Source organism: Micromonospora sp. NPDC005237 (genome assembly GCF_040607775.1).
Taxonomy (GTDB): Bacteria; Actinomycetota; Actinomycetes; order Mycobacteriales; family Micromonosporaceae; genus Micromonospora.
Genome location: NZ_JBEXHJ010000001.1, coordinates 837,572 through 864,046, shown reverse-complemented (window position 1 = coordinate 864,046; position 26,475 = coordinate 837,572). Strand labels below are relative to the sequence as shown.

Sequence of the window (26,475 nt, the reverse complement as noted above, 5' to 3'; positions counted from 1 at the left end):
GGGCGCTTCTTCGTGAGGTGGACGATGGCCTGGCTGGTGTTGGTGATCTCTGGACTGTTGGAGACGGTCTGGGCGATCGCCCTGGACCGCAGCGCCGGCTTCAGCCGGCTGCTCCCGTCGGCGGTGTTCGTGCTGGCCCTGGTGCTGAGCATGGGCGGGCTGGCGTACGCGCTGCGCGACATCCCGGTCGGCACCGGCTACGCGGTCTGGGTCGGCATCGGCGCGGTGGGGACGGCGCTGGTCGGGATGCTGGCGCTCGGCGAGTCGGCCAGCCTGCCCCGGGTCCTCTGCCTGCTGCTGGTGATCGCCGGCGTGGTCGGACTGAAGATCTTCCACTGAAGAGGTACGCGTGACCAATGTCCACGGTGGGTAGTTGATCGGTCTGGCACGACAGGCTCTCACACCGGAGGAAGACATGGCCGACGTCCCCACCACCGCCCGCCCGCGTAACAACGCCGCCCGCATCCTCACCATCGTGGGCTTCGTCTTCGCCGTGCTCGCCCTGTTGCTCAACCCGATCATCTTCGGTGTGCTCGGCGTGATCGCCGGCGTCGTCGGCGCCGTCCTGGGCGACAAGCCGCTGGGTTGGTACGCCGCCGCGGCCAGCGTCGTCGCCGCGATCATCAGCCTGGTGATCATCGGCGCGCTGATCAACAACTGAGCGTTCTGCTTACACGGGCCCGCCGGCTTCCGGCGGGCCCGTCGCTGTCAGCGGGTCGGGCGGTCCGGCGCGGTCAGTCCACGTCGCCACGCAGGCCGGCCAGGACGTCCTCCAGCTCGTCCGGCTTGACCAGCACGTCGCGCGCCTTCGACCCCTCCGACGGCCCGACCACGCCCCGGGTCTCCATGAGGTCCATGAGACGGCCCGCCTTCGCGAAACCGACCCGCAGCTTGCGCTGGAGCATCGAGGTGGAGCCGAACTGCGAGGTGACCACCAGCTCCACCGCCTGCACCAGCAGGTCGAGGTCGTCGCCGATGTCCTCGTCGATCTTCTTCTTGTTCTCCTGGGCGGGGGCCAGTACGTCCGGACGGAAGTCGGGCTCGCGCTGGTCCTTGCAGAACTTCACCACGTCGGCGATCTCGCGCTCGGTGACCCAGGCGCCCTGGATCCGGACCGGCTTCGAGGCGCCCATCGGCAGGAAGAGACCGTCACCACGGCCGAGCAGCTTCTCCGCGCCGGGCTGGTCCAGGATGACCCGCGAGTCCGCGAGGGACGACGTGGCGAACGCCAGCCGGGACGGCACGTTCGCCTTGATCAGACCGGTCACCACGTCGACCGAGGGGCGCTGGGTGGCCAGCACCAGGTGGATGCCGGCGGCCCGGGCCAGCTGGGTGATCCGGACGACCGAGTCCTCCACGTCGCGCGGCGCGACCATCATCAGGTCCGCCAGCTCGTCCACGATCACCAACAGGTACGGGTACGGACGCATCTCCCGTTCGCTGCCCGGCGGAGCCTTGATCTCGCCGTTGCGGACCTTGCGGTTGAAGTCGTCGATGTGCCGGACCCCGTTGGCGGCGAGGTCGTCGTAGCGCATGTCCATCTCGCGGACCACCCAGTCCAGCGAGTCGGCCGCCTTCTTGGCGTTGGTCACGATCGGGGTGACCAGGTGCGGGATGCCCTCGTAGCCGGTCATCTCGACCCGCTTCGGGTCGATCAGCAGCAGCCGCACCTCGTCCGGGGTGGCCCGGGTGAGGACAGACACCAGCAGGGTGTTGAGGCAGCTGGAGTTGTGGGTGGGGATGCACGCGCGGCTGGCCAGGTACAGATGACTCGGACTGTCGACCTCGATGCACCGGACGGGCACCGAGGCGATTGGTCGTACATCCACGATGTAACGACGGGCAGTCGTGGCACGCCCGCCGACCACCTGGCGGCTCGCTTTGCGTGTCAGCCGGAAGACCTTGTCGGCCGGGGTGAAGTGAATTCGATAGAAGGTGGAGGACGACTCGCTCCGGCCCTTCACCCGCTTGGTCGTCATTGTCGCCCGGTAGCCGAGCCCGATGATCAGCTCTAGAGCATCCTGTGCCAGACGTTGGTTTGTGAGCCCCAGCTCGACTCCGCCCCGAGGGGAAATTGTTCCGTCCGTGTCCAACAGACCAGCCAGCAGAGCCCGCCGCTGCTCCTCCGAGGAGCGCAGGTAGCTGGCAGGAATGTGTTTCGTCCCGATCTCGCGGAACAAGTGCCGCAACGTCCGGTACTGCTCTCGGGGCGCAGAGTCTGGCTCGCGGCGGCCCGGCCGTGCAACCCTGGCCCGACCGCGAGCCGCCAGGCATACAGCGGAAAGGCCGACCCCGGCCTGCCGAGACGCCCGAACGAGGCTTACACCCTGAGCGAACAGATTCACAGCCTCGGCGATTCGCCCGTCCCGTTCTGGTTTGTTGGAGATCGTGTAATGCATCCGGCTGGAGGGGTGTTTCGTCACCACGTACCCGTCCAGCCGAATGTTGTCCAGTAACTCATCCTCGTCGCAGGTGAAGGAGGCCGAGCCGGTCGTGCCATCACCCAGCCAACAACCCATCGTGTACGGAGCGATTGGTAGATCCTGCTCCGGATAGTCGAGTGGTCCACACACCGCAACCGCATGGTTGGCCCAGGACCCGCCACGCCCGACCACCCGCAGCGAAGCTGCGATCTCTTCGGTCGTCACTGGCCGGTCGTCGAAGCTGCGCCTCCGACCCGACCGGCCTGGATCAGCGACGAGTTCGTTCAACGCCTGATAAAGACGGTGGCGGGAATAGGCGGGAACTCGGCGGGCCACCTCGCGTCCGCCCCGCACATAGCTGGTCAGGGTATTGCCGAACTCCTTCGGCAGCCCACGCACCACCTTGTACAGCGCGTTCCGAAACTGCTGGCCGACATCGGAGACAACCTCGTCGGTCGATACCGAACGATCAGGCTCTGCCAACACCTCGTCGGTCTTTGTAGCCAGCCGGTGCCGATCATCCGCCGACCAGTAGGCCCCGTCCCTCCAACGATGGGTTCGCTGGGTCCGGCCAGCTCTGGTCGTCGTCTGCCATTGGTGCTGCGCGTCGGCGACAATCACCGTGCCGTCGGAGAACTCCACTTCGTAACAGGGGCGGTCGTACATCACTGGGGTGGCAGCGACGATGGTGCAGCTACGGCCGTGTTCGTCGAAAACCTTCCCGCCAACCTGGAGGTCGCCCATCGTGGACCAGCCGTCAGGTGTCGGGATCGGCGTGTCCAGGGCCAGCGCCTTGCCCGCGCCGGTGGCCCCGGCGATGAGGATGTGCGGCATCTTGGCGAGGTTGGCCACCACGTAGCCGCCCTCGATGTCCTTGCCGAGCGCCACCACCATCGGATGGTGGTCGCTGGTCGCCGCCCGCGAGCGCAGCACGTCGCCGAGCGCCACGTTCTCCGGGTCGGTGTTCGGGATCTCCACGCCGACCGCGCTCTTGCCCGGGATCGGGCTGAGGATCCGTACGTCCGGCGACTTCACCGCGTACGCGATGTTGCGGGAGAGCTGGGTGATCCGCTCGACCTTGACCCCGTGCCCCAGCTCCACCTCGTAGCGGGTGACAGTCGGGCCCCGGGTGAAGCCGGTGACCGCGGCGTCCACGTCGAACTGGTCGAAGACGCCGGTCAGCGCGGCGATCACCTCGTCGTTCGCCTTGCTGCGGGTCTTCGCGGCGGCACCGGCGCTGAGCATGTTCGCCGGGGGCAGGGTGTAGTCACCGGACAGGCCGGTCAACGCGAGCTGCTCGGCGCGGGTGGGCGCGGGCGAGTGCTCCGGCGGCTCGGCCGGCTTGCGGCTGGCCGGCACCTTCGCCGGGGCCTTGCGCGGCAGGACCATGGTCTCCTGGAGGTCGGCGCCCTCCAGGTCGTCGAAGTCGTCCGGGTCCAGTGGTGGCGGCATCCGCTTCGCCGGTCGCCTGCGCGCCGGGCGGACGGCCGTCTCGTCGACCTCCTCGGCGACGCCGGGGTCCGGTGTCGCGACCAGAGCACCGGCGAGCAGGCCCAGCCGCTCGGGAATCTTGTTGATCGGCGTCGCGGTGACCACGAGCAGGCCGAAGAGCAACAGCAGGACCAGCAACGGTACGGCCACCCACGCGGTGACCGCCCGCTCCAGCAACCCGCCCACGCCGGCGCCGACCAGGCCACCGGCGTAGTCACGCTGCACGGTGTTCGTCGGGTCCTGACCGATCTGGAGCAGCGCGGCGGTCGACACCAGCAGCGAGCCCCACCCGATCAACCCGCGGCCCCGGTGCTCCGGATCGGCCGGCTGGCGCATGAGCCGCCACGCCCCGATCATCAGCAGCACCGGAACCACCACGGAGATCGCGCCCAGGAACAGCCGGATCGTGTCGGCCAGCCGCGCGCCCACCGGGCCCGCTCCGGAGAACCAGAGCGCGACGGCGCTGAGCAGGGCCAGCCCGAACAGCAGCAGCCCGCCGCCGTCGCGACGGTGCTCGGGGTCGAGGTCGCGGGCGGAGGCGGCCTGCCGGCCGGCGGCCCGCACCGCCCAGCCCATCCCGTGCGCCAGCCCCATCCACAGTGCACCGATCGCGCGGCCAACGTAGACGGCCGGCCCCGGGCGGGCGGGTGTGGTGCGCCGCCGTACCGGCGCCCGGGTCTTCTTCGCCGGTTGACGGGCACGGCTGTTGGTGCCACCGCGCGGCGACGCGCCGCGTCGCCGGCTCGCCTGAGAGGTACGGCCCGCCATAGAGTCACGGTAACGGTGGGGCCGGGCAGATCGCCGCTTTTCCGGGTCGTGTCCGCGCGTCGCAGCACTGACCCCGCCGCCGGTCGTGATATCCGCCTCAGAAGGGATGCCCGATGGCGTCGCCGAGACTCGAGGACGATCCGCTGGCCGGGCACCCCGGTAGGTTGCGCCCGTTGACCGACGAGCTGGTCGCCGCGGTGCTCGCCGCGCGTGGCCGGCCGGTCGGCCGCGCCGTGAACGGTGACCTCGTGGGTCGCTTCGACGACAACCTGATCTGGTTCCTGCGTCTCGGGGTGGACGGCGAGTTGCTCCAGGTCCGCACCATGGTCGCGCCCGCTTTCGGGATCGAGCAGGTGCCCGCCCTGTACGCCTTCTGCAACGCCTGGAACCACGACCGGCTCTGGCCGAAGGCGTTCGTGCACGTCGACGACGGCGGTCAGGCCCGGATCTACGGTGAGGTGATCACCGACCTGGAGCGCGGGGTCACACCGCACCAGCTCGACCAACTGCTCGACTGTGGCATCACGGCCGGCTGCCAGCTCGCCGTCGCCGTCGGCCGGCTGCCCGGCGCGGTGTCGGCGTGACCGGGCGGGAGGAGGCGGCGGGCAGCCGCACCGACCGGGCGGACGGCCCCTCCGATGGCCGGGTCGCAGGTCAGCGCGTCCTGGCGCTGGTGGCCGCGCTCGCCGACGCCCGGGACCTGCCCGACGGGCCCGGTCGGCTGGTCGCCCTGGAACGGGTCGCCGAACGGGCCGACGCCGCCGGGGACGTCCGGTCCGCGGTGGACGCCCGGTTCGCCCTGATCGAGGCGTACCTGCTGCACGGCGAGCGGTGGCGGCTGGTGGAGCCGTTGCGACGCTGCCGGGCCGCCGCCGACCGGTGGCCCACGCTGCTCACCGACGCCGAGGCTGAGCTGCTGGCGCGCTACCAGCGCTACGCGGTGGAGGCGCTGCTCGGCACGCCTCGGGTCGGGCTGGACCAGACCCGACTCCTGCTGGACGACCTCACCCACCGGGTGGGGGCGGGCGGGCCCGACGCGCCGACCGTCGCCGAGCTGCGCTGCCGGATCGCCGACCACCTCGGCGACGAACCCACCGCCCGCCGCTTCTTCCAGGGGTGGGCGGGCACGCGTCCCGGCCCGGCCGGTGGATGCCCCGGCTGCGCCCCGGCCCGACGCGCGGAACTGCTCGCCGGCTGGGGCGAGTGGCAGGCCGCACGCACTGAGCTGCGGGCGTACGACGCCGACGCTCAGGAGTGCACCGACCAGCCCGAGCGGGCGCTGGTCGCCGATCTGCTGCCGCTGTTGCGGCTCGGCGAACCAGAGCAGGCAGCGGCGGCGCACGTGCGGGCGTACCGGCGACACCGGCGCGAGCGCTCCGCCTTTCCGTACCTCGCCACGCATCTGCGGTTCTGCGCGCTCGGCGGGCACCTGGAACGCGGGCTGGCCATCCTGACCGAGCAGCTGCCCCGACTGGACCGGCCCACCGACGACCTCGCCGCGATGGAGTTCGCCGCCGCCGGGGCGCTGGTCTGCGGGCTGGCCGAGGAGGCGTGGCTGGGTGACCGGACGGTGCACCGCCCGGCGTACGTCGATCGCCCGGCCACCGAACTGGAGGTGGGCACCCTGGGCGCGCTGCTGCTCGGCCTCGCCACCGACCTGGCGGGCAGCTTCGACGCCCGCAACGGCACCGGTCACCAGTCCGGCCGGATGGCGGCCTGGCTGGCCGAGCGCCCATCCGCGACGGCAGCGCCGCTGCCCGCCGACGACGAGGCCGCCGACGAGGTTGGCGACGAGGTTGGCGACGAGGCCAGCGCGCACGAGGCCGGCGCGCATGAGCCCGGGGCGGACGAGGCCGGCGCGGAGGCGGACTCCGAGCGGGAGGTGATGGCGCTCACCACCGACATGATCACCTCGACGCTGGACAGGCGCGGCGACCGGTACCTGGTCGACGACGGCGGCACCGTGGTCGGCCGGTGGGGTGCGGCCGTGATCCAGTTCCGTCGGGCCGGCGAACGCGGCGAGGTGTTGCACACCCGGGCGATGGCCGCCCGCCGGCTGCCGACCGCGCGCCGCGCCGAGGCGTACGCCTTCTGCAACGCCTGGAACCACGACCGGCTGCTGCCCAAGGCGTACGCGCACGATCTCGACACGGAGATCGTGCTCGCCGGGGACGTGGCGACGGACCTGGCCCACGGGGTGGCGCCGGCGCAGCTGCTGGTGCTGGTGGACGCCGCGATCGCCACCGGCGTCGCGTACGCCGAAGCGGTGGCCGACCTGCCCTGACCGCTCGGCGGCCGACACGGCGACGCCGGCCCACCCCGAACGGGTGGACCGGCGTCAGCGCGACGTGCTCAGACCTCGACGACGGTGGGCACGATCATCGGCCGACGACGGTACTTGTCGTTGACCCACCGCCCCACGGTCCGCCGGACGATCTGCTGGAGCTGGTGCGGGTCGGTGATGCCGTCCGCGGCGGCCCGGTTGAGCGCCTCGGTGACCAGCGGCACCACCGGGTTGAACGCCTCCGGGTCCTCGGAGAAGCCCTTCGCGGACAGCGTCGGGCCGGCGACCACCTTGCCGGTGACCGAGTCGACGACCACGGTGGTGGCGATGAAACCGCCGTCGCCGAGGATCCGCCGTTCGGTGAGCAGCGACTCGCTGACGTCGCCGACGGCGAGGCCGTCCACGTAGACGTACCGGCTCTTCACGTGCCCGACGAGGCTGGCGCGGCCCTCGACGAGGTCGACGACATCGCCGTCCTCGCAGATCACCACCCGGTCGGCGGCGACCCCGGACTCGATGCCGAGCCGGGCGTGGGCGCGCAGGTGACGCCACTCGCCGTGCACCGGCATCAGGTTGCTGGGCCGGACCACGTTGAGCAGGTAGAGCAGTTCGCCGGCGGGGGCGTGCCCGGAGACGTGCACCTTGGCCACGTCCTTGTGCACGACGACCGCGCCGGCCCGGGCGAGCCGGTTGATGACCCGGTAGACCGAGGTCTCGTTGCCCGGCACCAGCGACGACGCCAGCACGACTGTGTCACCGGGGGCGATGGTGATGTGCCGATGGTCGCCGCTGGCCATCCGGCCCAGCGCGCTCATCGGCTCGCCCTGCGAACCGGTGGACATCAGCACGATCTGCTCGGGAGGCAGCGTGGTCGCCTCCTCGATCCCGATGACCAGGCCGGCCGGGATGTTGAGCAGGCCGAGGTCCCGGGCGATGCCCATGTTGCGGACCATGGACCGACCGATCAGCGCGACCTTGCGGCCGTGCTCCGCGGCGGAGTCGAAGACCTGCTGCACCCGGTGCACGTGCGAGGCGAACGAGGCCACGATGATCCGGCCCTTGGCCTTCGCGAAGATCGAGTCGAGCACCGGCCCGATCTCCCGCTCCGGGGTGACGAAGCCGGGGATCTCCGCGTTGGTGGAGTCGGACAGCAGCAGGTCGACGCCCTCGGCGCCGAGCCGTGCGAAGCCGGCCAGGTCGGTGATCCGGCCGTCCAGCGGGAGCTGGTCCATCTTGAAGTCGCCGGTGTGCAGCACCAGGCCGGCCGGGGTGCGGATGGCCACCGCGAGCGCGTCCGGGATGGAGTGGTTGACCGCGAAGAACTCGCACTCGAACGGGCCGAGCCGCTCCCGGCCGCCCTCCCGCACGGTCAGCGTGTACGGCTGGATGCGCCGCTCGGCCAGCTTCGCCTCGACCAGGGCGAGGGTGAACTGCGAGCCGACCAGCGGGATGTCGGGCTTGTGGGCGAGCAGGTACGGCACCGCGCCGATGTGGTCCTCGTGGCCGTGGGTCAGCACGATCGCCTGGACGTCGGCCAGCCGGTCCAGGATCGGGCCGAAGTCGGGCAGGATCAGGTCCACGCCCGGCTGTTCGACGTCGGGGAAGAGCACCCCGCAGTCGACGATCAGCAGTTTGCCGTCGTACTCGAAGACGGTCATGTTCCGACCGATGGCGCCGAGCCCGCCGAGCGGGATGATCCGCAGGCCACCTTCCGGCAGCGGCGGGGGCAGTTCCGCCTCGATGTGCGCCTCGGTCACGCGTCCACCTCATTCTGCGACGCCATCACTCGGCGCCCATCGTGTCGTTCGATCATTCGGGCAGCTCCAGGCCCGCTGCCGCGAAGTCCGCGCGCAGCTGGGCGATCTCGTCGTCGGTGGCGTCCACGAGCGGGGGTCGCACCGGGCCGGCCGGCAGGCCCAGCGACGCCAGGCCCGCCTTCACCAGGATGGTGCCCTGCGTGCGGAAGATGCCGGTGAACAGCGGCAGCAGCCGCCGGTGCAGGGCAAGCGCGGCCGGCATGTCCCCCGCGTCGTACGCCTCGATCATCTGTGCGGTCAGCGCCCCGGTGAAGTGCGTCGAGGTGCCGACCACGCCCACGCAGCCGACGGCCAGCGCCGGCAGGGTGAGCGCGTCCTCGCCGCTGTAGAAGGCGAGGCCGGTCCGGCTGGTCACCCAGCTGGTGGCGGTCAGGTCGCCCTTGGCGTCCTTGACCGCGACGATCCGCGCGTGGTCGGCGAGCCGGACCAGTGTCTCGGTGTCGATCGGCACGCCGGAGCGGTGCGGGATGTCGTACAGCATCACCGGCAGTCCGCTGGCGTCGGCCACCGCGGTGAAGTGCCGCAGCAGACCGCTCTGCGGCGGCTTGTTGTAGTACGGGGTGACCACGAGCAGGCCGTGCGCGCCGGCCTTCTCGGCGGCGGCGGCCAGCTCGATGGTGTGCCGGGTGTCGTTGGTGCCCACCCCGGCGACGACCCTGGCCCGGTCACCGACGGCCTCCACCACGGCCCGGATCAGGCGTTCCTTCTCCGCGTCGGTGGTGGTCGGCGACTCACCGGTGGTGCCGTTGACCACCAGCGCGTCGTTGCCCTGCTCGTCGACCAGGTGGCTCGCCAGTCGGGCGGCGCCGTCGAGGTCGAGCGAGCCGTCGGGGGTGAACGGGCTCACCATGGCCGTGAGCACCCGGCCGAAGGGGCGGGACGCCGGTTGGGCCGCGGCGTCGGGGTGGTCGTGCGTCATACCCTCCAACCTAGCGGACGACCAGCCGGAGCCTGCCGGGGAAGGGCTCAGGACGCCTCGTGCGGGCTGGCCGCCACCTCGGTGCCGTCCGGCAGCGTCGAGATCACGAAGTCGGCGAAGACGTTCGGTGCGACTCCCTGGAGCTGGCGCAGGCACTCCACGGCCAGCTCACGGATCTCCACGTCGGCGTGCTCGGTGGCCCGCATGGCGACGAAGTGCCGCCACGCCCGGTAGTTGCCGGTGACCACGATCCGGGTCTCGGTGGCGTTCGGCAGCACCGCGCGGGCCGCCTGCCGGGCCTGCTTGCGGCGCAGCGTCGGGTTGGGCTCGTCGGAGAAGCGCTGCTCAAGACCCTCCAGCAGCTCGGTGTACGCCCGCACGCTCGCCTCGGCGGCCTCGGTGAACTTCTTGTGCAGCTCGGGGTCGTCGGCGATGACCGCCGGCTCGACCATGGCCGCGTCCCGCTCGGGGACGTAGCGCTGGGAGAGCTGGGAGTACGAGAAGTGCCGGTGCCGGATCAACTCGTGGGTGAAGGAGCGGGACACCCCGGTGAAGTAGAAGGTGACCGAGCCGTGCTCCAGCACGCTGAGGTGCCCGACCTCCAGGATGTGCGCGAGGTAGCCGGCGTTCGTGGCGGTCGCCGGGTTCGGCTTCTTCCACGACTGGTAGCAGGCCCGCCCGGCGAACTCGGCGAGCGCCTGGCCGCCCTCGGCGTCGGTCGACCACGGCACGTCGTCCGGGGCCGCGAACTGGGTCCACGCGATCAACTTGACCTGGGGCTGCACCATCTCCGGCATGCCAGGGACTGTAGTAGCCGGCGGTCCCGCCCCCAACTCGGGCTCGCGGTGTGGAAGCCGCCAACCGCAGCCGAATCACCGGTGCTCGCGGACGCGCCGGCGCCCGGAGGTGTCCAAGATCTCTACGCGCGGATCCGGTGGCTCGCGGGTCTCGCACACCCCCGGTTCCCTGTAGAGCTGCCCCAGAAGTGGGGCAGGCGGCACGACGCCGGGCGCACCACCGCCACGCCCCATATCCGGGGCAGCTCTACAGGACGCGCAGGACCTCACGGCCCGCCCGAGGAAGGCCGAGGAAGGCCGCGCCACGGCACGCCGGGCCGGGGCTGGCAGGCCTCAGACGTAGAGCGAGGTGAACGGCGCCCAGGGCAGGTTGCGCAGCACCGAGAAGGCCAGCCACGCGCCCAGGAACCCGACGATGACCTTCGAGCTGATCCGGAGCTCCGGCAGCCGCCAACCGAACGCCTGGTGGCCCGCCCAGGCGACGAAGAGGTACGCCAGGAAGGGCAGCGCGAAGACGAACAGGAAGTGGTGTCGGGCGGCGGCCGGCAGGTCGCCGTGCAGCACGTACCAGAGCGCGCGGGTGCCGCCGCAGCCCGGGCAGTCCAGCCCCGTGGTCAGCTTGAGCAGGCAGGTCGGCGCGGCGTCCGGGTCGGCGTGGGCCGGGTTGCTCAGCAGCGCGTAGGCGATGCCGAGGCCGACGCACCCGACCGCGGCCAGCGGGACCGCCCAGCGCGGCGACCGCTCGTAGAGCCACAGCACGCCCCGGGTGAGCCGGTCGGGCTCGGGCGCCGGGTAGCCGTAGCCATCCGGCGGGCTCGCCGGCCAGCTCGCACCGGGGGCGGGCTGCGGCTGGTCGACCGGTCCGGGAACGCTCGTCACGCGCTCACGGTACACCGGACACGCCGGCCAACGCGGCGGTGAGCGGACCGGCCAGGTCGCCGGCCGCGGGCGGCGCCACCGCGTCCAACCCGAGCCAGCCGGCGAGCCGGTACAGCTCGGCGGCGAGCGCCACGGCGGTCTCCCCCGGGTCGGCGCCGGGCTCGACCCAGGCGGCCGGAACGAGCAGCACCCCGGCCTTGCGGTCGGCCTTCAGGTCGACCCGGGCGGTGAACCGGTCGCCCTGCAGGAACGGCAGCACGTAGTAGCCGTACACCCGCTGTGGCGCCGGGACGTAGATCTCGATCCGGTAGCTGAAGTCGAACAGCCGCTCGGTGCGGGCACGTTCCCAGATCAGCGGGTCGAACGGGCTGACCAGCGTGTTGCCCCGAATCCACCGGGGCAGCCGGGCGGACGCGTGCAGCCAGGCCGGCTGTCGCCAGCCCGCCACGGTGACCGGCACCAGCTCGCCGGCCTCGGCCAGCTCCGCGACGGCCTGCCGGGCGCCGGCCAGTGGCAGCCGAAAGTAGTCGCGCAGCTCCGGTTCGGCGGCCACCCCGAGCGACCGCGCCGCCAGGGCCACCAGAGCGCGGTACGCCTCGGCGTCGGTCGGGGTGGGCGCGCCCAGCACGGCCGGCGGGAGCACCCGCTCGGGCAGGTCGTAGCGGCGGGCGAAGGACGTGCTGCGCTCGGCGGCGGTCACCTCGCCGGCCCAGAACAGGAACTCCAGCGCCCGCTTCACCGCCGACCAGTTCCACCCCCAGTTGCCGGTCTCCCGGGGCGCGTCGTGCTCGATCTCGGCGGCGGTCAACGGACCCCGCGCGGCCACCTCGGCCCGGACCCAGGCGACCAGCTCCGGCTGCTCCTGTGCGATGCGCCGCATGCCACCCCAGGATTCGCTCTGCGCGCGGGCCATTCGCCAGCGCAGCAGCGGGTGCAGCCCGACCGGCACGAGGGACGCCTCATGGCCCCAGTATTCGAACAGCTCGCGGGGGCGGCGGTAGGCGGCCTGGTCGAGCAGCGCGGTGGGGTACGGACCGAGCCGGCTGTAGAGCGGCAGGTAGTGCGCACGTTGCAGCACGTTGACCGAGTCCATCTGGATCAACCCGACCCGGTCGAGGACCCGGCGCAGATGTCGACGCGTGGGCACCCCGACCGGCGGCGGGTCGGCGAAACCCTGGGCGGCGAGTGCCACCCGGCGGGCCTGGGCGAGTGAGAGTGCTTCCGGTGCGGCCATCGTCGGCGACGATAAATCATCGGTACGACGCCGGTGCGGGAAGCTGGACTCCGACGGCTACGGGGGCATAGAACGGTGCAATGCTGACCATCCGCCGGGAGGAGCCCGACGACGCCGAGGCGGTCGCCCGGGTGCACGTGCACGGCTGGCAGGCGGGTTACGCCGGCTTCATGCCGGACGAGGTGCTCGGACGGCTCAACGTGGGGGCCTGGGCGCAGCGCCGTCGTGACCTGGGCACCGCCGACCCGGAGCACCCGTTCAGCACCCTGCTCGGCGAGGTGGACGGGCTGGTCGTCGGCTTCACCACGTTCGGGCCGTACCGCCGCAACCAGGACCGCGACGATCTGGACCCGACGGTCGGCGAGGTGCTGGCGCTCTACGTCGAGCCGGAGTTCTGGGGCGACGGGATGGCCGCCGAACTGCTCGCCGCCGCCCGCGCCGGGCTCAGCGAACGGGGCTGGACCGGCTACCGGCTGTGGGTGCTGGCGGACAACCGGCGGGCCCGCCGGTTCTACGAACGGGCGGGGCTGTCACCGGACGGTGAACGGTCGACCTACCAGGTGCCGCTCGCCGGCGGGCGCGGGCCGGTCGGACTGGTCGAGCTGCGGTACGCCGGACGCCTCGACGACTGACCTGCCCGGTGTCAGCCACCGGCGAACCGGCAGGAAGGCCAGCAGGGCCAGGCTGATCCAGACGTACGCGTTGCTGCCGGCGAAGCCGTCGACGCCGGTGAAGTCCTTTTCCCAGAACCAGACGGTCCGGCTGATCAGCAGCACGTAGCCGATGGTCGCGGCGGCCAGCAGGACGCGCCGTCGACGTCCGGCCGGCGCGGCCATCGCGTTGTCGACCAGCAGGATCAGCCCGGGCAGCAGCCAGACCAGGTGGTGCACCCAGGTGACCGGGCTGACCAGGCACATCACCGCGCCGGTCAGGGCCAGGCCGGTCGCCTCGTCACCGGCGGCGACGGCGACCCGGGACCGCCAGGCCCAGAGCGCCAGGGCGCCGAGCACCAGCAGCAGCCACAGCAGGGTGCTCGGGTGCTGCGGGTCGAGCCGGGCGACCACCCCGCGCAGCGACTGGTTGGAGACGAACGCCAGCTCCCCGACCCGCCCGGTGTTCCACAGCGCCTCGGTCCAGAACTCCCGGGAGGCGTCCGGAAAGAGCGCGCCGGCCAGCAACGTCACCCCGGCGGCCGCGCCACTGGCGGTGAGCGCCGCCCGCCACCGCCCGGTGACCAGCAGATAGACGATGAAGATGCCCGGGGTCAGCTTGATCGCGGTGGCCAGGCCGATGCCCACCCCGGCCCACCGGTCGCCGACCGGCAGCAGCCGCAGCAGGTCCACCGCCACCAGGAACAGCAGCAGTGTGTTCACCTGGCCGAAGTTGACCGTCTCCCGCATCGGCTCGAAGGCGGCGGCCAGGCAGAGCGCGACGGCGAGGGCGAACCAGGGAGTCCACCCGGCCCGGCGGGCGATCGGGTCGACCAGCCACCAGATCAACACCGTCGTGGTGACCACGCTGGCGAGTACGCTCACCACGATCGCGGCCGACCACGGCAGGTACGCCATCGGCAGCATGACCAGCGCCGCGAACGGCGGGTACGTGAAGCCGTACTGGGTGCCCGGTTTGAGGTAGTCGTAGATCTCCCCGCCGTCGTGCACCCACCACGTCAACGCGCCGTAGTAGACCTTGAGGTCGAAGAAACCGTGCCGGACGGCCGCGACGGCGAGGAACGCGGTGACCGCCGCGGCGAGCACCACCACCCCGACGACCTGCGCGGTCGTCCTGTTGGCACCCTGCGCCACCGTCGCCTCCCTCGCCCTGCGTAGGCTTCCGTCCCATGGCTCTCGGGTACGTCCGCCCGGCGCGTCCCGAGGACGCCGGCGAGATCGCACGCATCCAGCTCGCGACCTGGCGGGTCGCGTACCGCCGCATTCTGCCTCGGCATGTGCTCGACAACCTGGACGAGGCGTTCCTCGCCCGGCGGTGGAGCGCCGCGGTGCTGGAGCCGCCCTCGGGCGCGCACCGGGTGCTGGTCGCCGTCGAACAGGCCGAGCAATCGTATCTGGTGGGGTTCGCCGCCTCCGGTCCGGCCGACGGCGAGGCGCTCGCCCCGGGTGAGCCGGCCGACGCGCTCGGCCCGGACGTGGCGGCGGTGACCGACCTGCTGGTGGAGCCGCGCTGGGGCCGGCGCGGGCACGGCAGTCGGCTGCTCGCCGCGACCGTCGACCTGTGGCGGTCCGACGGCATGAGTCGGGCGGTGGCCTGGGCGTTCGACGGTGACGAGGCGACCCGGAAGTTCCTCACCAGCACCGGTTGGGAGCCCGACGGCGCGGCCCGGGCGCTGGACGTCGACGACATGCTGGTGCCTCAGGTGCGCCTGCACGTGGCCGTGCCGACCGAGAAGGTTCCGGCCGAGTGACCGGTGCGGCGGCCCGGGGCCGCCGCACCGGTACGGTCAACCCTTGTCCGCGCCGTCGCTGGCGTCGCGGACGAAGTAGCGCTGGAACACCACGAAGATGATCGCCACCGGGATGGTGGCGAGCAGCGCCGCGCCCAGCTTGAGCGGGTACTGGGTGCCGCTGCCGAGCGAGCCGCTGACCAGGTCGGCGAGGCCGCGCGGCAGGGTGAACAGGTCCGGGTCCTGCACCGACACGAGGCTGTGCGGGAACTCGTTCCAGGAGCCCTGGAACGACAGGATGGTCAGGGTGATCAGCGCCGGCTTCGCCATCGGCAGCACCACCGACCAGAAGGTGCGGAAGATGCTCGCCCCGTCGATGCGGGCGGCCTCCTCCACGCTCACCGGGATCGACTCGAAGAACTGCTTCATGATGAACACGCCCGCCGCGTCGGCCAGCAGCGGCACCACCAGGCCGGCGTAGCTGTTGTAGAGGCCGAGCTGGTTGAGCACCAGGAACTTCGGGATCAGCAGCACCACGCCGGGCACCGCCATCACCGCGATGACGGCGGCGAACAGCCCGGCGCGACCCCGGAATCGCAGCCGGGCCAACGCGTACCCGGCGAGCGAGTCGAAGAACACCCGGCCGAGGGTCACCAGCACGGTGACCAGCAGCGAGTTGCCCAGCCAGAGCGGAAAGTTGGTGCCGGCGAAGATCCGGTCGAAGCCGGCGAGGCTGAGCGGGTCCGGAATCGGCGAGAGCGGGTTCGCCGCCGCGTCGGGCTCGGTCTTGAGCGAGCTCGCGATCTGGATGACGAACGGGTAGAGGAACACCAGCCCGAAGAAGACCAGCGTGGCGTACCCCAGAAAGCGGGTGACCAGGGTGCGGGCCGCGCGCTGGTCGCCGCGCGCGGGCGCCCCCGCCGGGCGGTCGGTCAGCACGGCCATGTCAGGGCCTCTCCGGTACGCGTCGACGCCGCCAGCCGCGGCGCGGCCGGTCGGTGTCCCGCTCGGCGAGCGCCCGACGCTGGATCAGCGTGAGCACGATGATGATCAGGAACAGCACGAACGAGATCGCCGCGCCGGAGCCGTAGTCGAAGTCCCGGAACGCGGTCCGGTACGACAGGTACGCCGGGGTGACGGTGGTCTTGGCCGGGTCGCCCTGGCTCATGACGTACACCTGGTCGAAGACCTGCCAGGAGCCGATCATGCCGAGGGTGAGCACCAGGAAGGTGGTCGGCCTGATCATCGGCAGGGTGACGTAGCGGAACCGCTGCCAGCGGGAGGCTCCGTCGAGCGTGCTGGCCTCGTCCAGCGTCACCGGCACGTTCTGCAGGCCGGCCAGGAACATCAGCATGAACGTGCCGGAGGTGGTCCAGATGACCAACGTGATGATCGACATCATCGCCACGCTGGGGCCGGCCAGCCAGTCCCACCAGCTCAGCCCGAACGGGCCGCCGTCGGTGAGCGCCGCCGGGGGCGAGTCGACGCCGACCGCGCCGAGGAGCAGGTGCAGCACACCCCGGGAGTCGGCGAACCACTCCGGGCCGTCGATCCCGAGGAAGCCGAGCAGCGCGTTCACCGCGCCGGAGTTGGCGAAGAGGAACAGGAACACCACGCTGATCGCGACCGAGCTGGTGACCGAGGGAAAGTAGAACGCGCTGCGGAAGAAGCTCTTGCCCTTGAGCATCCGGTTGTTGACCACCAGCGCCAGCCCGAGCGCGAGCACGGTCTGCGCCGGCACCACGATCGCCACGTAGTAGATGTTGTTGCGGATGCTGGTCATGAAGTCGCGGCGGGCCAGCCCGTCCTCGGTGAACAACTGGGTGTAGTTGTGCGCGCCGACGAACGGGACGTCGCCGGTGAACGGGCTTCCCTGCCCGTTCCAGTCGGTCAGGCTGACCCAGAGCGCCATCAGGATCGGCAGCAGCAGGAACAGCCCCAGGATGACGATCACCGGTGCGACGAAGAGCCAGCCGGCGAGGTTCTCGTTGCCGCGGACGCCACCCCGCCGTCGCCGAGGGCTCGTCCCGGGCGTGGTGGCCACGGCGGTCAGTGTCTCGGTTGCCATCTCCCCTCCCTCCCTCTCTCGGGCCCTTCCGGGCCGGAGGTGCGGACGGGGGCCCCGCTCGCTGTCGGGGCCCCCGCCGTCACCTCAGCTGCCGCCGAGCGCCGCCTTGGCGTTCTTGTCGAAGTTCTGCAGCACGGTCTTCGGGTCGCCGTTGGCCAGGCTCTGCAGACCGGTGTCCAGGTCCTTGAGGACGCTGTCCATCTTCGGCGCGTTCACCGGGCCCTGGGCGTACGCGGCGCCCTCGATGAACACCTTGTCCGCCGGGGAGGCGGCCGTGTACTGGTCGCGCACCGACTGCCGCGACGGCATGACGCCGACCGCCTTCGCGAACGTCAGCTGCTGCTCACCGCTGGTCATCGCCTCGACGAACTTGATGGCCTGGTCCTTGTACTTGCTCTTCGCCGCGATGCCCCAGCACTGGGTGAAGGAGAGCGTGCCCTGCCCCTTCGGGCCGGCCGGCAGCGCCACCACCTTGTACTTCACGTTCGGGAAGTCGTTCTGCAGCGCGCCCTTGATCCAGTTGCCCTCGATGGTCATCACGGCCTTGCCCTTGCCGAACGCCTCACCGGACCAGCCCGAGTCGAGCTGCTTCGGGTACTTGGCCAGGCCCGAGGTGAGCAGGGACTTGACGTACTGGAGGGCGGCCAGGTTCTCCGGGGTGTCGGCGGTCGGCTGCTTGCCGTCCTTGCTCAGCAGCCAGCCGCCGTTCTGCACCAGGAAGGCGCCGATCCGGTCCCGGGTGTCGCCGAGCGCCAGGGCGACCTGCCCCTTCGCCTTGATCTTCTGGGCGGTCGCGGTGAGCTGGTCCCAGGTGGTCGGCACGTCGGCGTCGGTCAGTCCGGCCTTCGCCCAGAGGTCCGTGTTGATCTGCAGGGCGAGGGTGGAGAAGTCCTTGGGCGCGCAGTAGAGCTTGCCGTCGTACGAGAACGTGGTGCGCAGGCTCTCGTAGAAGTCGTCCGGGTTGGAGATCTTGTCGCCGTACGGCTCCAGCGCGCCGACGCTCGCGTAGTCGGCGAAGCGGGCCGCGTCGACGTAGAAGACGTCCGGCGGGGTGCCACCGGCCAGGCCCTGGCCGAGCTGCTGGGTGAGGTCCTGCGCCGGGGTGACCGTGGCGGTATTGCCGGAGCCGCTGGCCCACTTCGCCGCGGCGTCCTGCACGGCCTTGGTCTCGGCTTCGCCGGAGGATCCGATCAGGATCTGCAGGCTGGCCGGTCCGCTGGACTGGGCGGCGTCGCCGGACGAGTCGTCGAAGCCGCTGCCGCAGGCCGCGGAACCGAGAAGGGCGACGGCGGCGAGGCCGGCCACCGCCGCCCGGGTGAGGTTTCGAGGTGCCATGGGGTTCTCTCCTGGTGGGGGATGGGACTACGCGGTGTGCCGAAGCGCCAGCGAGGGCTGGAGCAGCACGTGGGTGGGGGTCTCGTGGTTGCCGTCGAGGACCCCGGTGAGCAGGTCCACGCAGCGGGCGGCGGCCTCACCGAGCGGTTGGCTGACGCTGGTCAGCCCCACCGCGGCTGCGACCGGCGTGTCGTCGAAGCCGATCACCGACACCGGCGGGTCGGTGCCCCGGATCGCCTGCAGCGCGCCGAGGGCGAGCGAGTCGCTGGCGCAGAGCACGGCGGTCGGCGTCTCGGCGGCGAGCAGGTCCCGCGTGAGCCGTTCGCCCTCGGCGATGCCGTCCTCGGTCTCGCGGTGCAGCCCGGTCGGGTCGACACCGGCGGCGCGCAGCGCGTCGTGCCAGCCGGCCCGCCGGTCGTCGCCCACACCGGACCCGAGGGGCCAGCCGATGAACGCGATCCGCCGGTGCCCGGCGTCGAGCAGGTGCCGGGTGGCGGCGGCGGTGCCGGCGGCGCCGTCCACGTCGACCCAGGGGTGCGCGTCGAGCGCGTCCCACGGGCGGCCGAAGGTCACGAACGGCACGTCCCGGTCGGCGAGCCAGGCGGTACGCGGGTCGCCGTACTTGGTGCCGACGAGCACGAACGCGTCCAGCTCGTACGTGCCGAGCAGGTCGTCGTAGGTGGCGACTTCCCGCTCGTCGTCGGTGGCGGTATAGAGCAGCACCCGGTAGCCGGCGGCGTCGGCGGTCTCGGTGAGGCCGTGCAGGAAGCGGTCGAGAACGGAGCCGTTGATGCCGTCGCGGGTCGGTTCGATCCGGGCGGCGATGAGTCGGGACCGGCCGGTGCGCATCTGTCGGGCCGCCTGGTTGGCCCGGTAGCCGAGCGCGCTGATCGCGTCCTCGACCCGCTGGCGGGTCTCCTGCCGCACGATGTGCGGCGCGTTGAGCACGTTGGAGACCGTCTGCCGGCTTACTCGGGCGTGCCGGGCCACCGTCGCAATGGTTACCTTCTCGGGCACTTAATCCCTCTCGCCGTCTTGAACGATCCAATTCGGATAGTGCAGGATTAGATCGTTCAAGTTTCTGGAATGTTTCGCACTTTGCACCGCCAGGGGCGCGTTGTCAAGATGTCCGCCCCCGCCCCCCCGAGATCTGGAGCCGCACCGTGATCGAACGCCAGCTGCAACCCCTCCTGCACGAGTTGGTGGGGGTGGTGCTCGCCCCGACCAGTGCGCTGGGGGACGCGACCGGGCAGATCCGCCCGACCGGCGTCCAGGGCGTCTTCCACGCCGACGCCCGCGTGCTCTCCCGGGCCGAACTGCGGGTCGACGACCAGGAGCTGGAGGGGCTGACCCGCGGCGCGGACGGCCCGCACGGCGCCCGCTTCGTGGGCCTGGCCCGCTGGCTCGGCGATCCCACGCCCGACCCCACAGTCCGCGTCGACCGGCTCCGTCGGGCCACTCGCAACGGCCTCACCGAGGAGCTGCGGATCGTCTCCACCGCCACGGTCGGCGTACGGGCCACCGTGAGCGTCGACCTCGGCTGCGACCTGGCGCCCATCGAGGTGGTCAAGTCCGGTGGCGCCGCCGCGCCGCTGGAGGCCAAGACCGGCCAGCCGGGCCTGCTCACCTGGTCGGCCGACGGCATCACCGTCACCGTCACCGCGCCCGACGCCGACGTGCTCGCCGCCGACGAACGGGCCACCGCGCCGCGGCTGGCCTGGCCGATCGACCTGCCCCCCGGAGGCGAGACGGTGCTGCGCTGGCAGCTGACCGTCGAGGACCCGCGCGCCGTGGTGATCGGCCCGGTCGGCGAACCGGAGTGGGCCCGACCCGAGGTGACCGCCGACGATCGACGGCTGGTCCGCTTCCTCGACCGCAGCCTGGACGACCTGCGCGGGCTACGCCTGGCCGAGACCGGCGCGCCCGGGGACGTCTTCCTCGGCGCCGGCGTCCCCTGGTTCCTCACCCTGTTCGGCCGGGACAGCCTCTGGGCCGCCCGGATGATGCTGCCGCTCGGCACCGACCTGGCCGCCGGCACCCTGCGCGTGCTCGCCCGCCGCCAGGGCACCCGCGTCGACCCGGCCACCGGGGAGGCCCCCGGCAAGATCCTGCACGAGCTGCGCGGGCAGGAGTTCGCGCTGCCCGGGAACGGGCTGCGCCTCCCGCCGGCCTACTACGGCACCGTCGACGCCACCATGCTCTGGGTCAACCTGCTGCACGACGCGTGGCGCTGGGGCCTGCCGGCCGAGCAGGTCGAGCCACTGCTGCCGCAACTGGAGGCCGCCCTGCGCTGGCTCGGCGAGCACGCCGACCCCGACGGCGACGGCCTCGTCGAGTACATCGACACCACCGGCCACGGGCTGTCCAATCAGGGCTGGAAGGACTCCGGCGACGCCGTACGGTTCCACGACGGCTCCCTGGCCACCGCGCCCATCGTGCTGGCCGAGGTGCAGGGGTACGCGCACGAGGCGGCGGTGAACGGCGCCGCCCTGCTGGACGCCTTCGGCCGCCCCGGTGGGGACCACTGGCGCGAGCACGCCGCCACGCTGGCCCGCCGGTTCCGGGACACCTTCTGGGTCGACGGCCGGTACGGCCCGCAGCCCGCCCTGGCCCTGGACCGGGACAAGCGCCCCGTCGACTCGCTGACCAGCAACATCGGTCACCTGCTCGGCACCGGCCTGCTCACCGTCGACGAGGAGGCCCAGGTCGCCCGCCTACTCACCACCGACACGCTGGCCGGCGGCTCCGGACTACGGACGATGTCCACCGACGACGCCGGCTTCAGCCCGCTGTCGTACCACTGCGGTTCGATCTGGACCCACGACACCGCGATCGTGCTCGCCGGGCTGGCCCGCGCGGGGCACCGCGACGCCGCGCTCGGCCTAGCCGAGGGGCTGCTCACGGCGGCCGAGGCGTTCGACTACCGGATGCCGGAGCTGTACGGCGGCGACGACCGGACGCTGCTCGATCGCCCGGTGCCGTACCCGGCGGCGTGCCGGCCCCAGGCGTGGGCCGCGGCGGGCGCGGTGCTGCTGCTCCAGGCCGCGACGGGCCTCTACCCCGACGTGCCGGGCGGCACGGTCCGGCTGGCCCCGCTGGCCGGCGCGGAGCTGGGCGCCGTCACGGTCAAGGGCCTCCGCGTGGCCGACACACCGGTGACGGTCGAGGTCGACCGCTCTGGCGAGGCCAGGGTCACCAACCTCCCCACCCCGCTCACCCCGACCCTCCCCACCCAACGCCGCGCAGCGGAACACCCGGCATAGCGGGCGCTGCGGCGGGAAATCTTGGACAGTTTCCGTCAGCTAACGGAAACTGTCCAAGATCTGCGAGGAGGGCGGGGTCAGCCGAGGAGGGGGTCCAGGCCCACCGTGAGGCCGGGGCGGTTGCGCACCGCGCGGACGGCCAGCAGCACGCCGGGCATGAAGGACACCCGGTCGTACGAGTCGTGGCGGATGGTCAGCGTCTCGCCGGTGCCCCCGAAGAGCACCTCCTGGTGGGCGACCAGGCCGGTGGCGCGCACCGCGTGGACGCGTACCCCGTCGATGTCGGCGCCGCGCGCACCCGGCACCTCGTCCTTGGTGGCGTCCGGCACCGGGCCGAGACCGGCTTCGGCGCGAGCCTGGGCGATCTGCCGGGCGGTGTGCGTGGCGGTGCCGCTCGGGGCGTCCAGCTTGCGCGGGTGGTGCTGCTCGATGATCTCGACGGACTCGAAGTGCCGGGCGGCCCGCGCGGCGAACTGCATCATCAGCACCGCGCCGATGCCGAAGTTCGGGGCGATGACCACGCCGACCCCGGGCTTGTCGGCGAGCCAGCCGCGCACCTGCTCCAGCCGCTGCTCGGTGAAGCCGGTCGTGCCGACCACCGCGCTGATGCCCTGCTCGATGGACCACTTGAGATTGTCCATGACGACGTCCGGCGTGGTGAAGTCGACGACCACGTCGGCGCCGGAGACGGCGGAACGGCTGTCGCCCTGGTCGATCGACGCCACCAGTTCGAGGTCGTCGGCGGCGTCGACCGCCTTGCAGACCTCGATGCCCATCCGGCCGCGGGCACCGAACACGCCGACGCGGGTCTTCTCCTGCTCGTCAGTCACGCGGCACAACCTATCCCAATCGGGACGTGCCACCGCCGCCGGATCTGGTCCGCTCCACCGACCGGGATGTGCCCCCGGCGCTGCGGGCGACGGGCCTCAGGCGGAGAAGTCGCCCTCGCCGAACGGGCCGACCACGGCCAGCGACATCGGCCGGCTGAGCAGCTCGGCGGCGAGGGTGTTCACGTCCGCGACGCTGACCTCGTCGACCCGCCGGAGCAGCTCGTCCACCGGCATCAGGTCGCCGTAGAGCAGCTCACCCTTGGCCAGCCTGCTCATCCGGGAGCCGGTGTCCTCCAGGCCGAGCACGAACGAGCCCTTGCTCATCCCCTTGCCCCGGGCCACCTCGGCCTCGGTCAACCCGTCGGCGGCCACCCGGGCCAGCTCGGCGCGGGTCAGGGCCAGCACCTCGTCCACCTTGCCCGGCGCGCAGCCGGCGTAGACGGCGAACAGGCCGCTGTCGGCGTACTGGCTGGCGTAGGAGTAGACCGAGTACGCCAGGCCGCGCTGCTCGCGGATCTCCTGGAAGAGGCGGCTGGACATGCCCCCGCCGAGGACGTTGTTGAGCACCCCGAGGGAGAAGCGCCGGTCGTCGGTGCGGTCGATGCCGGGGCAGCCCAGCAGGACGTGCGCCTGCTCGGTCTCCTTCGGCTCGACCAGTGTGGTGGCCGGCTTGGTGCGTACCGCCGGAGTGGCCGCGCGGTGTGCGGCCGGTGCGGCCGGGTCGCTGTCCAGTGGCGTGCCGCGCACGGCCTGCCGGACCAGCTTGACCACCGCGGCGTGGTCGAGGTTGCCGGCGGCGGCGATGACGATCTGCGGTGCGGTGTAGCGACCCCGGTAGAAGGACTGGATCTGCTTGCGGGTCATCGGCGTGACGGTCTCCTCGGTGCCGGAGATCAGTCGGCCCAGCGGGTGGTCGCCGTAGACGGCCCGGGCGAAGAGGTCGTGCACCTCGTCACCGGGTTCGTCGTCGTGCATGGCGATCTCCTCCAGGATCACGCCACGCTCGGTCTCCACGTCGGCCGGCTCCAGCAGCGAGTCGGCGACCAGGTCGCACATCACGTCGATCGCCAGCGGCAGGTCCTCGTCCAGCACGCGGGCGTAGTAGCAGGTGTATTCCTTCGTCGTGAAGGCGTTGGTCTCGCCACCCACCGCCTCGATCTGCGAGGAGATCTCCAAGGCGGTGCGCTTGTGGGTGCCCTTGAAGAGCAGGTGCTCCAGGAAGTGCGCGGCGCCGGCCTGCGGACGGGTCTCGTCCCGCGAGCCCACCGCCACCCAGATGCCGAAGGAGACGCTGCGCATCGCCGGGATCGCCTCGGTGAGCACGCGCAGGCCGCTGGGCAGCACGGTACGTCGTATCGTGCCGCCCAGCGGGTCGTCGCTGAGCGTCCGGGTCACCGCGCGGGCGGCGCCGCCGGAGCGGCCCGCCCCGGTGTCCCGAGACGCAGCCACCCCCCGTCGATCCGGTGGAAACGGCGCACTGAAGGCCCGACTCACGTGTTGCTCCCGGTTCGACGAGGGGTGGGTGTTGCAGGTGCTGGTGGTCAGCTGTGCCGGGTCCGGCGGCGCGGACGCTCGCCGCCCTCGCCACCACCCTCGCCGCCGCCGTTGCCGCCCTCGCCGCCGCGCTCCGGGCCACGACCGCCACGGTCGCCGCCACGCTCACGGTCACCGCGGTCACGCGGGCCCCGGTCACCCCGGTCCCGACCAGCCGGTCGGTCGCCGCCAGCGGCCTCACCGGCGGCCGGAGCCTCGGCGCCCTCCGGGCGAACCTTGTCCAGGTAGATCTTGCCGCGGGCGTCGATGTCCGCGATCTCGACCTCGACCCGGTCACCGACGTTGAGGAAGTCCTCAACGCGCTCGACCCGCTTGCCGTCGCCCACCTTGGAGATGTGCAGCAGGCCGTCGCGGCCCGGCAGCAGCGAGATGAACGCGCCGAACGCGGCGGTCTTGACCACCGTGCCGAGGAACCGCTCGCCCTGCTTGGGCAGCGTCGGGTTGGCGATCCCGTTGATCCGGTCGACGGCCGCCTGGGCCGACGGGCCGTTGGTGGCGCCAACGTAGATCGTGCCGTCGTCCTCGATGGAGATCTCGGCGCCGGTCTCGTCCTGGATCGCGTTGATGGTCTGACCCTTCGGGCCGATCACCATGCCGATCTTGTCCACCGGGATCTTGACGGTGGTGACCCGCGGCGCGTAGTCCGACATCTCGGCCGGAGCCTCGATCGCGGCCTTCATCACACCGAGGATGATCTGCCGGGCCTCGTTCGCCTGCTGCAGCGCGGCGGCCAGCACGTCCGACGGGATGCCGTTGAGCTTGGTGTCGAGCTGCAGCGCGGTGACGAACTCCGGCGTGCCGGCGACCTTGAAGTCCATGTCACCGAACGCGTCCTCGGCGCCGAGGATGTCGGTAAGCGTCACGTACTGCGTCTTGCCGTCCACCTCGTCCGAGATGAGCCCCATGGCGATGCCGGCGACCGGCGCCTTCAGCGGCACACCCGCGGAGAGCAGGCCGAGCGTCGACGCGCAGACCGAGCCCATCGAGGTGGAGCCGTTGGAGCCGAGCGCCTCGGAGACCTGCCGGATGGCGTACGGGAACTCCTCGCGCGACGGCAGCACCGGGATCAGCGCACGCTCGGCGAGCGCACCGTGGCCGATCTCGCGCCGCTTCGGCGAGCCGACCCGGCCGGTCTCACCGGTCGAGTACGGCGGGAAGTTGTAGTTGTGCATGTAGCGCTTGCGGTTCTCCGGGGACAGCGTGTCCACCATCTGCTCCATGCGGAGCATGTTCAGCGTGGTGACACCCAGGATCTGGGTCTCGCCGCGCTCGAACAGCGCCGAACCGTGCACCCGGGGCAGCACGCCGACCTCGGCGGTCAGCGGCCGGATGTCGCGCGGGCCGCGGCCGTCCATGCGGACCTGCTCGCGCAGCACGCGGTTGCGCACCTCGGACTTGGTCAGCGAGCGGAAGGCGGCGCTGAGCTCCTTCTCCCGACCCTCGAACCGAGCGCCCAACTCCTCGGCGACCCGGGCCTTGACCCGGTCCAGGGCTTCCTCGCGGTCGGCCTTGCCGGCGATGGTGACCGCCTCGGCCACCTCGCCGCGGGCCAGGTCGGCGACCGCGTCGTACACGTCGTCCTGGTAGTCCAGGAAGACCGGGAACTCGGTGACCGGCTTGGCGGCGACCTCGGCCAGCTCGCTCTGCGCGCGGCACAGCTCACGGATCGCCGGCTTGGCGGCCTCCAGGCCGCTGGCGACGATCTCCTCGGTCGGGGCGGTGGCACCGGCCGAGATGAGGGCGACGGCGTTCGGGGTGGCCTCGGCCTCGACCATCATGATCGCGACGTCGCCGTCGTCGAGGGTGCGGCCGGCCACGACCATGTCGAAGGTGGCGCGGGCCAGCTCCTCCAGGGTCGGGAAGGCGACCCACTGGCCGTCGATGTGGGCGACCCGGGTCGCGCCGATCGGGCCGGAGAACGGCAGGCCGGAGAGCTTGGTCGACATCGAGGCCGCGTTGATGGCCACCACGTCGTACGGGTGCTGCGGGTCGAGCGCGAGGATGGTCTCGACGACCTGGACCTCGTTGCGCAGGCCCTTCACGAAGGACGGGCGCAGCGGCCGGTCGATCAGGCGGCAGGTGAGGATCGCGTCCTCGCTGGGCCGACCCTCACGGCGGAAGAACGAGCCGGGGATGCGGCCCGCGGCGTACATCCGCTCCTCGACGTCGACGGTCAGCGGGAAGAAGTCGAACTGCTCCTTCGGGTGCTTACCGGCGGTGGTGGCGGAGAGGACCACCGTCTCGCCCAGCTGGGCGATGACGGAACCGGCGGCCTGGCGAGCCAGCCGACCGGTGGAGAAGGTGATCTCGCGGGTGCCGAAGGACCCGTTGTCGATCACGGCGGTGCGGGATTCGGTGCCGAGTTTGGTCTCGGTCATGTGCTGTCGTGCTCCTTCGCGTCGTGGGCCCGCG

Annotated in this window: 21 protein-coding genes and 1 pseudogene; 7 read left to right on the top strand and 15 right to left on the bottom strand. The window is 71.9% G+C overall.

Annotated elements, in window-relative coordinates; translation table 11 throughout:
- Positions 1–24 precede the first annotated feature (24 nt).
- Positions 25–339, top strand: a complete 315-nt coding sequence (locus ABZT87_RS04130) for an SMR family transporter (RefSeq protein ID WP_354859204.1) — start codon at positions 25–27, stop codon at positions 337–339.
- Positions 340–415: 76 nt separating this feature from the next.
- Positions 416–661: a hypothetical protein gene (locus ABZT87_RS04125; RefSeq protein WP_354859203.1), complete on the top strand. Its 246-nt coding sequence runs from the start codon at positions 416–418 to the stop codon at positions 659–661.
- Positions 662–734: 73 nt separating this feature from the next.
- On the opposite strand, the gene ABZT87_RS04120 is transcribed toward ABZT87_RS04125, so the two are convergent.
- Both ABZT87_RS04120 and ABZT87_RS04115 read right to left on the bottom strand, forming a co-directional pair.
- Positions 735–3,212 (bottom strand): FtsK/SpoIIIE domain-containing protein, encoded by a 2,478-nt coding sequence (locus ABZT87_RS04120; protein WP_355133696.1) that lies wholly within the window; start codon positions 3,210–3,212, stop codon positions 735–737.
- A pseudogene (locus tag ABZT87_RS04115) lies at positions 3,198–4,682 on the bottom strand (DNA translocase FtsK 4TM domain-containing protein); the annotation flags it as partial. The pseudogene ABZT87_RS04115 and the gene ABZT87_RS04120, both read right to left, overlap by 15 nt.
- Before the next feature lie 113 nt (positions 4,683–4,795).
- On the opposite strand from ABZT87_RS04115, the gene ABZT87_RS04110 reads away from it, so the two are divergent.
- Positions 4,796–5,266, top strand: coding sequence for a YbjN domain-containing protein (locus ABZT87_RS04110; protein WP_355066841.1), 471 nt, complete (start codon positions 4,796–4,798; stop codon positions 5,264–5,266).
- A gap of 80 nt (positions 5,267–5,346) precedes the next feature.
- Positions 5,347–6,966: a YbjN domain-containing protein gene (locus ABZT87_RS04105; RefSeq protein WP_355133694.1), complete on the top strand. Its 1,620-nt coding sequence runs from the start codon at positions 5,347–5,349 to the stop codon at positions 6,964–6,966.
- Between the two features lie 68 nt (positions 6,967–7,034).
- On the opposite strand, the gene ABZT87_RS04100 is transcribed toward ABZT87_RS04105, so the two are convergent.
- The 5 genes from ABZT87_RS04100 to ABZT87_RS04080 all read right to left on the bottom strand — a co-directional run bounded on the left by ABZT87_RS04100 (position 7,035) and on the right by ABZT87_RS04080 (position 12,612).
- Positions 7,035–8,723, bottom strand: a complete 1,689-nt coding sequence (locus tag ABZT87_RS04100; protein WP_124854118.1) for a ribonuclease J — start codon at positions 8,721–8,723, stop codon at positions 7,035–7,037.
- A 52-nt stretch (positions 8,724–8,775) separates the two neighbouring features.
- Entirely contained in the window at positions 8,776–9,702 is a 927-nt protein-coding gene (gene dapA / locus ABZT87_RS04095) for a 4-hydroxy-tetrahydrodipicolinate synthase (RefSeq protein ID WP_355133487.1), read from the bottom strand.
- 47 nt (positions 9,703–9,749) lie between these two features.
- The gene (gene thyX, locus ABZT87_RS04090) at positions 9,750–10,490 is read right to left on the bottom strand and encodes an FAD-dependent thymidylate synthase (RefSeq protein WP_145785820.1); all 741 of its coding nucleotides are present in this window, start codon (positions 10,488–10,490) and stop codon (positions 9,750–9,752) included.
- Between the two features lie 342 nt (positions 10,491–10,832).
- On the bottom strand, positions 10,833–11,378 hold the full coding sequence (locus ABZT87_RS04085; RefSeq protein ID WP_355133485.1) for a DUF2752 domain-containing protein: 546 nt from the start codon (positions 11,376–11,378) through the stop codon (positions 10,833–10,835).
- Between the two features lie 4 nt (positions 11,379–11,382).
- Positions 11,383–12,612, bottom strand: coding sequence for a crosslink repair DNA glycosylase YcaQ family protein (locus ABZT87_RS04080; protein WP_355133483.1), 1,230 nt, complete (start codon positions 12,610–12,612; stop codon positions 11,383–11,385).
- An 80-nt stretch (positions 12,613–12,692) separates the two neighbouring features.
- On the opposite strand from ABZT87_RS04080, the gene ABZT87_RS04075 reads away from it, so the two are divergent.
- The gene (locus ABZT87_RS04075; protein WP_355066845.1) at positions 12,693–13,244 is read left to right on the top strand and encodes a GNAT family N-acetyltransferase; all 552 of its coding nucleotides are present in this window, start codon (positions 12,693–12,695) and stop codon (positions 13,242–13,244) included.
- On the opposite strand, the gene ABZT87_RS04070 is transcribed toward ABZT87_RS04075, so the two are convergent.
- The gene (locus ABZT87_RS04070; protein WP_355133481.1) at positions 13,143–14,417 is read right to left on the bottom strand and encodes a glycosyltransferase family 87 protein; all 1,275 of its coding nucleotides are present in this window, start codon (positions 14,415–14,417) and stop codon (positions 13,143–13,145) included. The two genes, ABZT87_RS04075 and ABZT87_RS04070, sit on opposite strands and share 102 nt — an antisense overlap.
- A 35-nt stretch (positions 14,418–14,452) precedes the next feature.
- On the opposite strand from ABZT87_RS04070, the gene ABZT87_RS04065 reads away from it, so the two are divergent.
- Positions 14,453–15,034, top strand: a complete 582-nt coding sequence (locus ABZT87_RS04065; protein ID WP_354859186.1) for a GNAT family N-acetyltransferase — start codon at positions 14,453–14,455, stop codon at positions 15,032–15,034.
- 36 nt (positions 15,035–15,070) lie between these two features.
- Here the strand turns inward: ABZT87_RS04065 and ABZT87_RS04060 are convergent, their stop codons facing one another.
- The 4 genes from ABZT87_RS04060 to ABZT87_RS04045 form a co-directional block, all read right to left on the bottom strand.
- Positions 15,071–15,958 carry a carbohydrate ABC transporter permease gene (locus ABZT87_RS04060; RefSeq protein WP_355133479.1) on the bottom strand — a complete coding sequence of 296 codons (888 nt, stop codon included), beginning with the start codon at positions 15,956–15,958 and terminating at the stop codon, positions 15,071–15,073.
- 1 nt (position 15,959) lies between these two features.
- Complete coding sequence (locus tag ABZT87_RS04055) at positions 15,960–17,081, bottom strand: sugar ABC transporter permease (protein ID WP_355133477.1); 1,122 nt, start codon at positions 17,079–17,081, stop codon at positions 15,960–15,962.
- Between the two features lie 84 nt (positions 17,082–17,165).
- Complete coding sequence (locus ABZT87_RS04050; protein ID WP_354859180.1) at positions 17,166–18,416, bottom strand: extracellular solute-binding protein; 1,251 nt, start codon at positions 18,414–18,416, stop codon at positions 17,166–17,168.
- Positions 18,417–18,443: 27 nt separating this feature from the next.
- Positions 18,444–19,433: a LacI family DNA-binding transcriptional regulator gene (locus tag ABZT87_RS04045; protein WP_355133475.1), complete on the bottom strand. Its 990-nt coding sequence runs from the start codon at positions 19,431–19,433 to the stop codon at positions 18,444–18,446.
- A 146-nt stretch (positions 19,434–19,579) separates the two neighbouring features.
- Here ABZT87_RS04045 and ABZT87_RS04040 point away from each other — a divergent pair, with 146 nt between their 5' ends.
- Positions 19,580–21,679 carry a glycogen debranching N-terminal domain-containing protein gene (locus ABZT87_RS04040; protein WP_355133473.1) on the top strand — a complete coding sequence of 700 codons (2,100 nt, stop codon included), beginning with the start codon at positions 19,580–19,582 and terminating at the stop codon, positions 21,677–21,679.
- Between the two features lie 77 nt (positions 21,680–21,756).
- On the opposite strand, the gene dapB is transcribed toward ABZT87_RS04040, so the two are convergent.
- The 3 genes from dapB to ABZT87_RS04025 all read right to left on the bottom strand — a co-directional run bounded on the left by dapB (position 21,757) and on the right by ABZT87_RS04025 (position 26,441).
- On the bottom strand, positions 21,757–22,509 hold the full coding sequence (gene dapB, locus ABZT87_RS04035; protein WP_355133471.1) for a 4-hydroxy-tetrahydrodipicolinate reductase: 753 nt from the start codon (positions 22,507–22,509) through the stop codon (positions 21,757–21,759).
- Between the two features lie 96 nt (positions 22,510–22,605).
- On the bottom strand, positions 22,606–24,003 hold the full coding sequence (locus tag ABZT87_RS04030; RefSeq protein ID WP_355133469.1) for a pitrilysin family protein: 1,398 nt from the start codon (positions 24,001–24,003) through the stop codon (positions 22,606–22,608).
- A 47-nt stretch (positions 24,004–24,050) separates the two neighbouring features.
- Positions 24,051–26,441: a polyribonucleotide nucleotidyltransferase gene (locus tag ABZT87_RS04025; RefSeq protein ID WP_355133467.1), complete on the bottom strand. Its 2,391-nt coding sequence runs from the start codon at positions 26,439–26,441 to the stop codon at positions 24,051–24,053.
- Between the last annotated feature and the right edge of the window lie 34 nt (positions 26,442–26,475).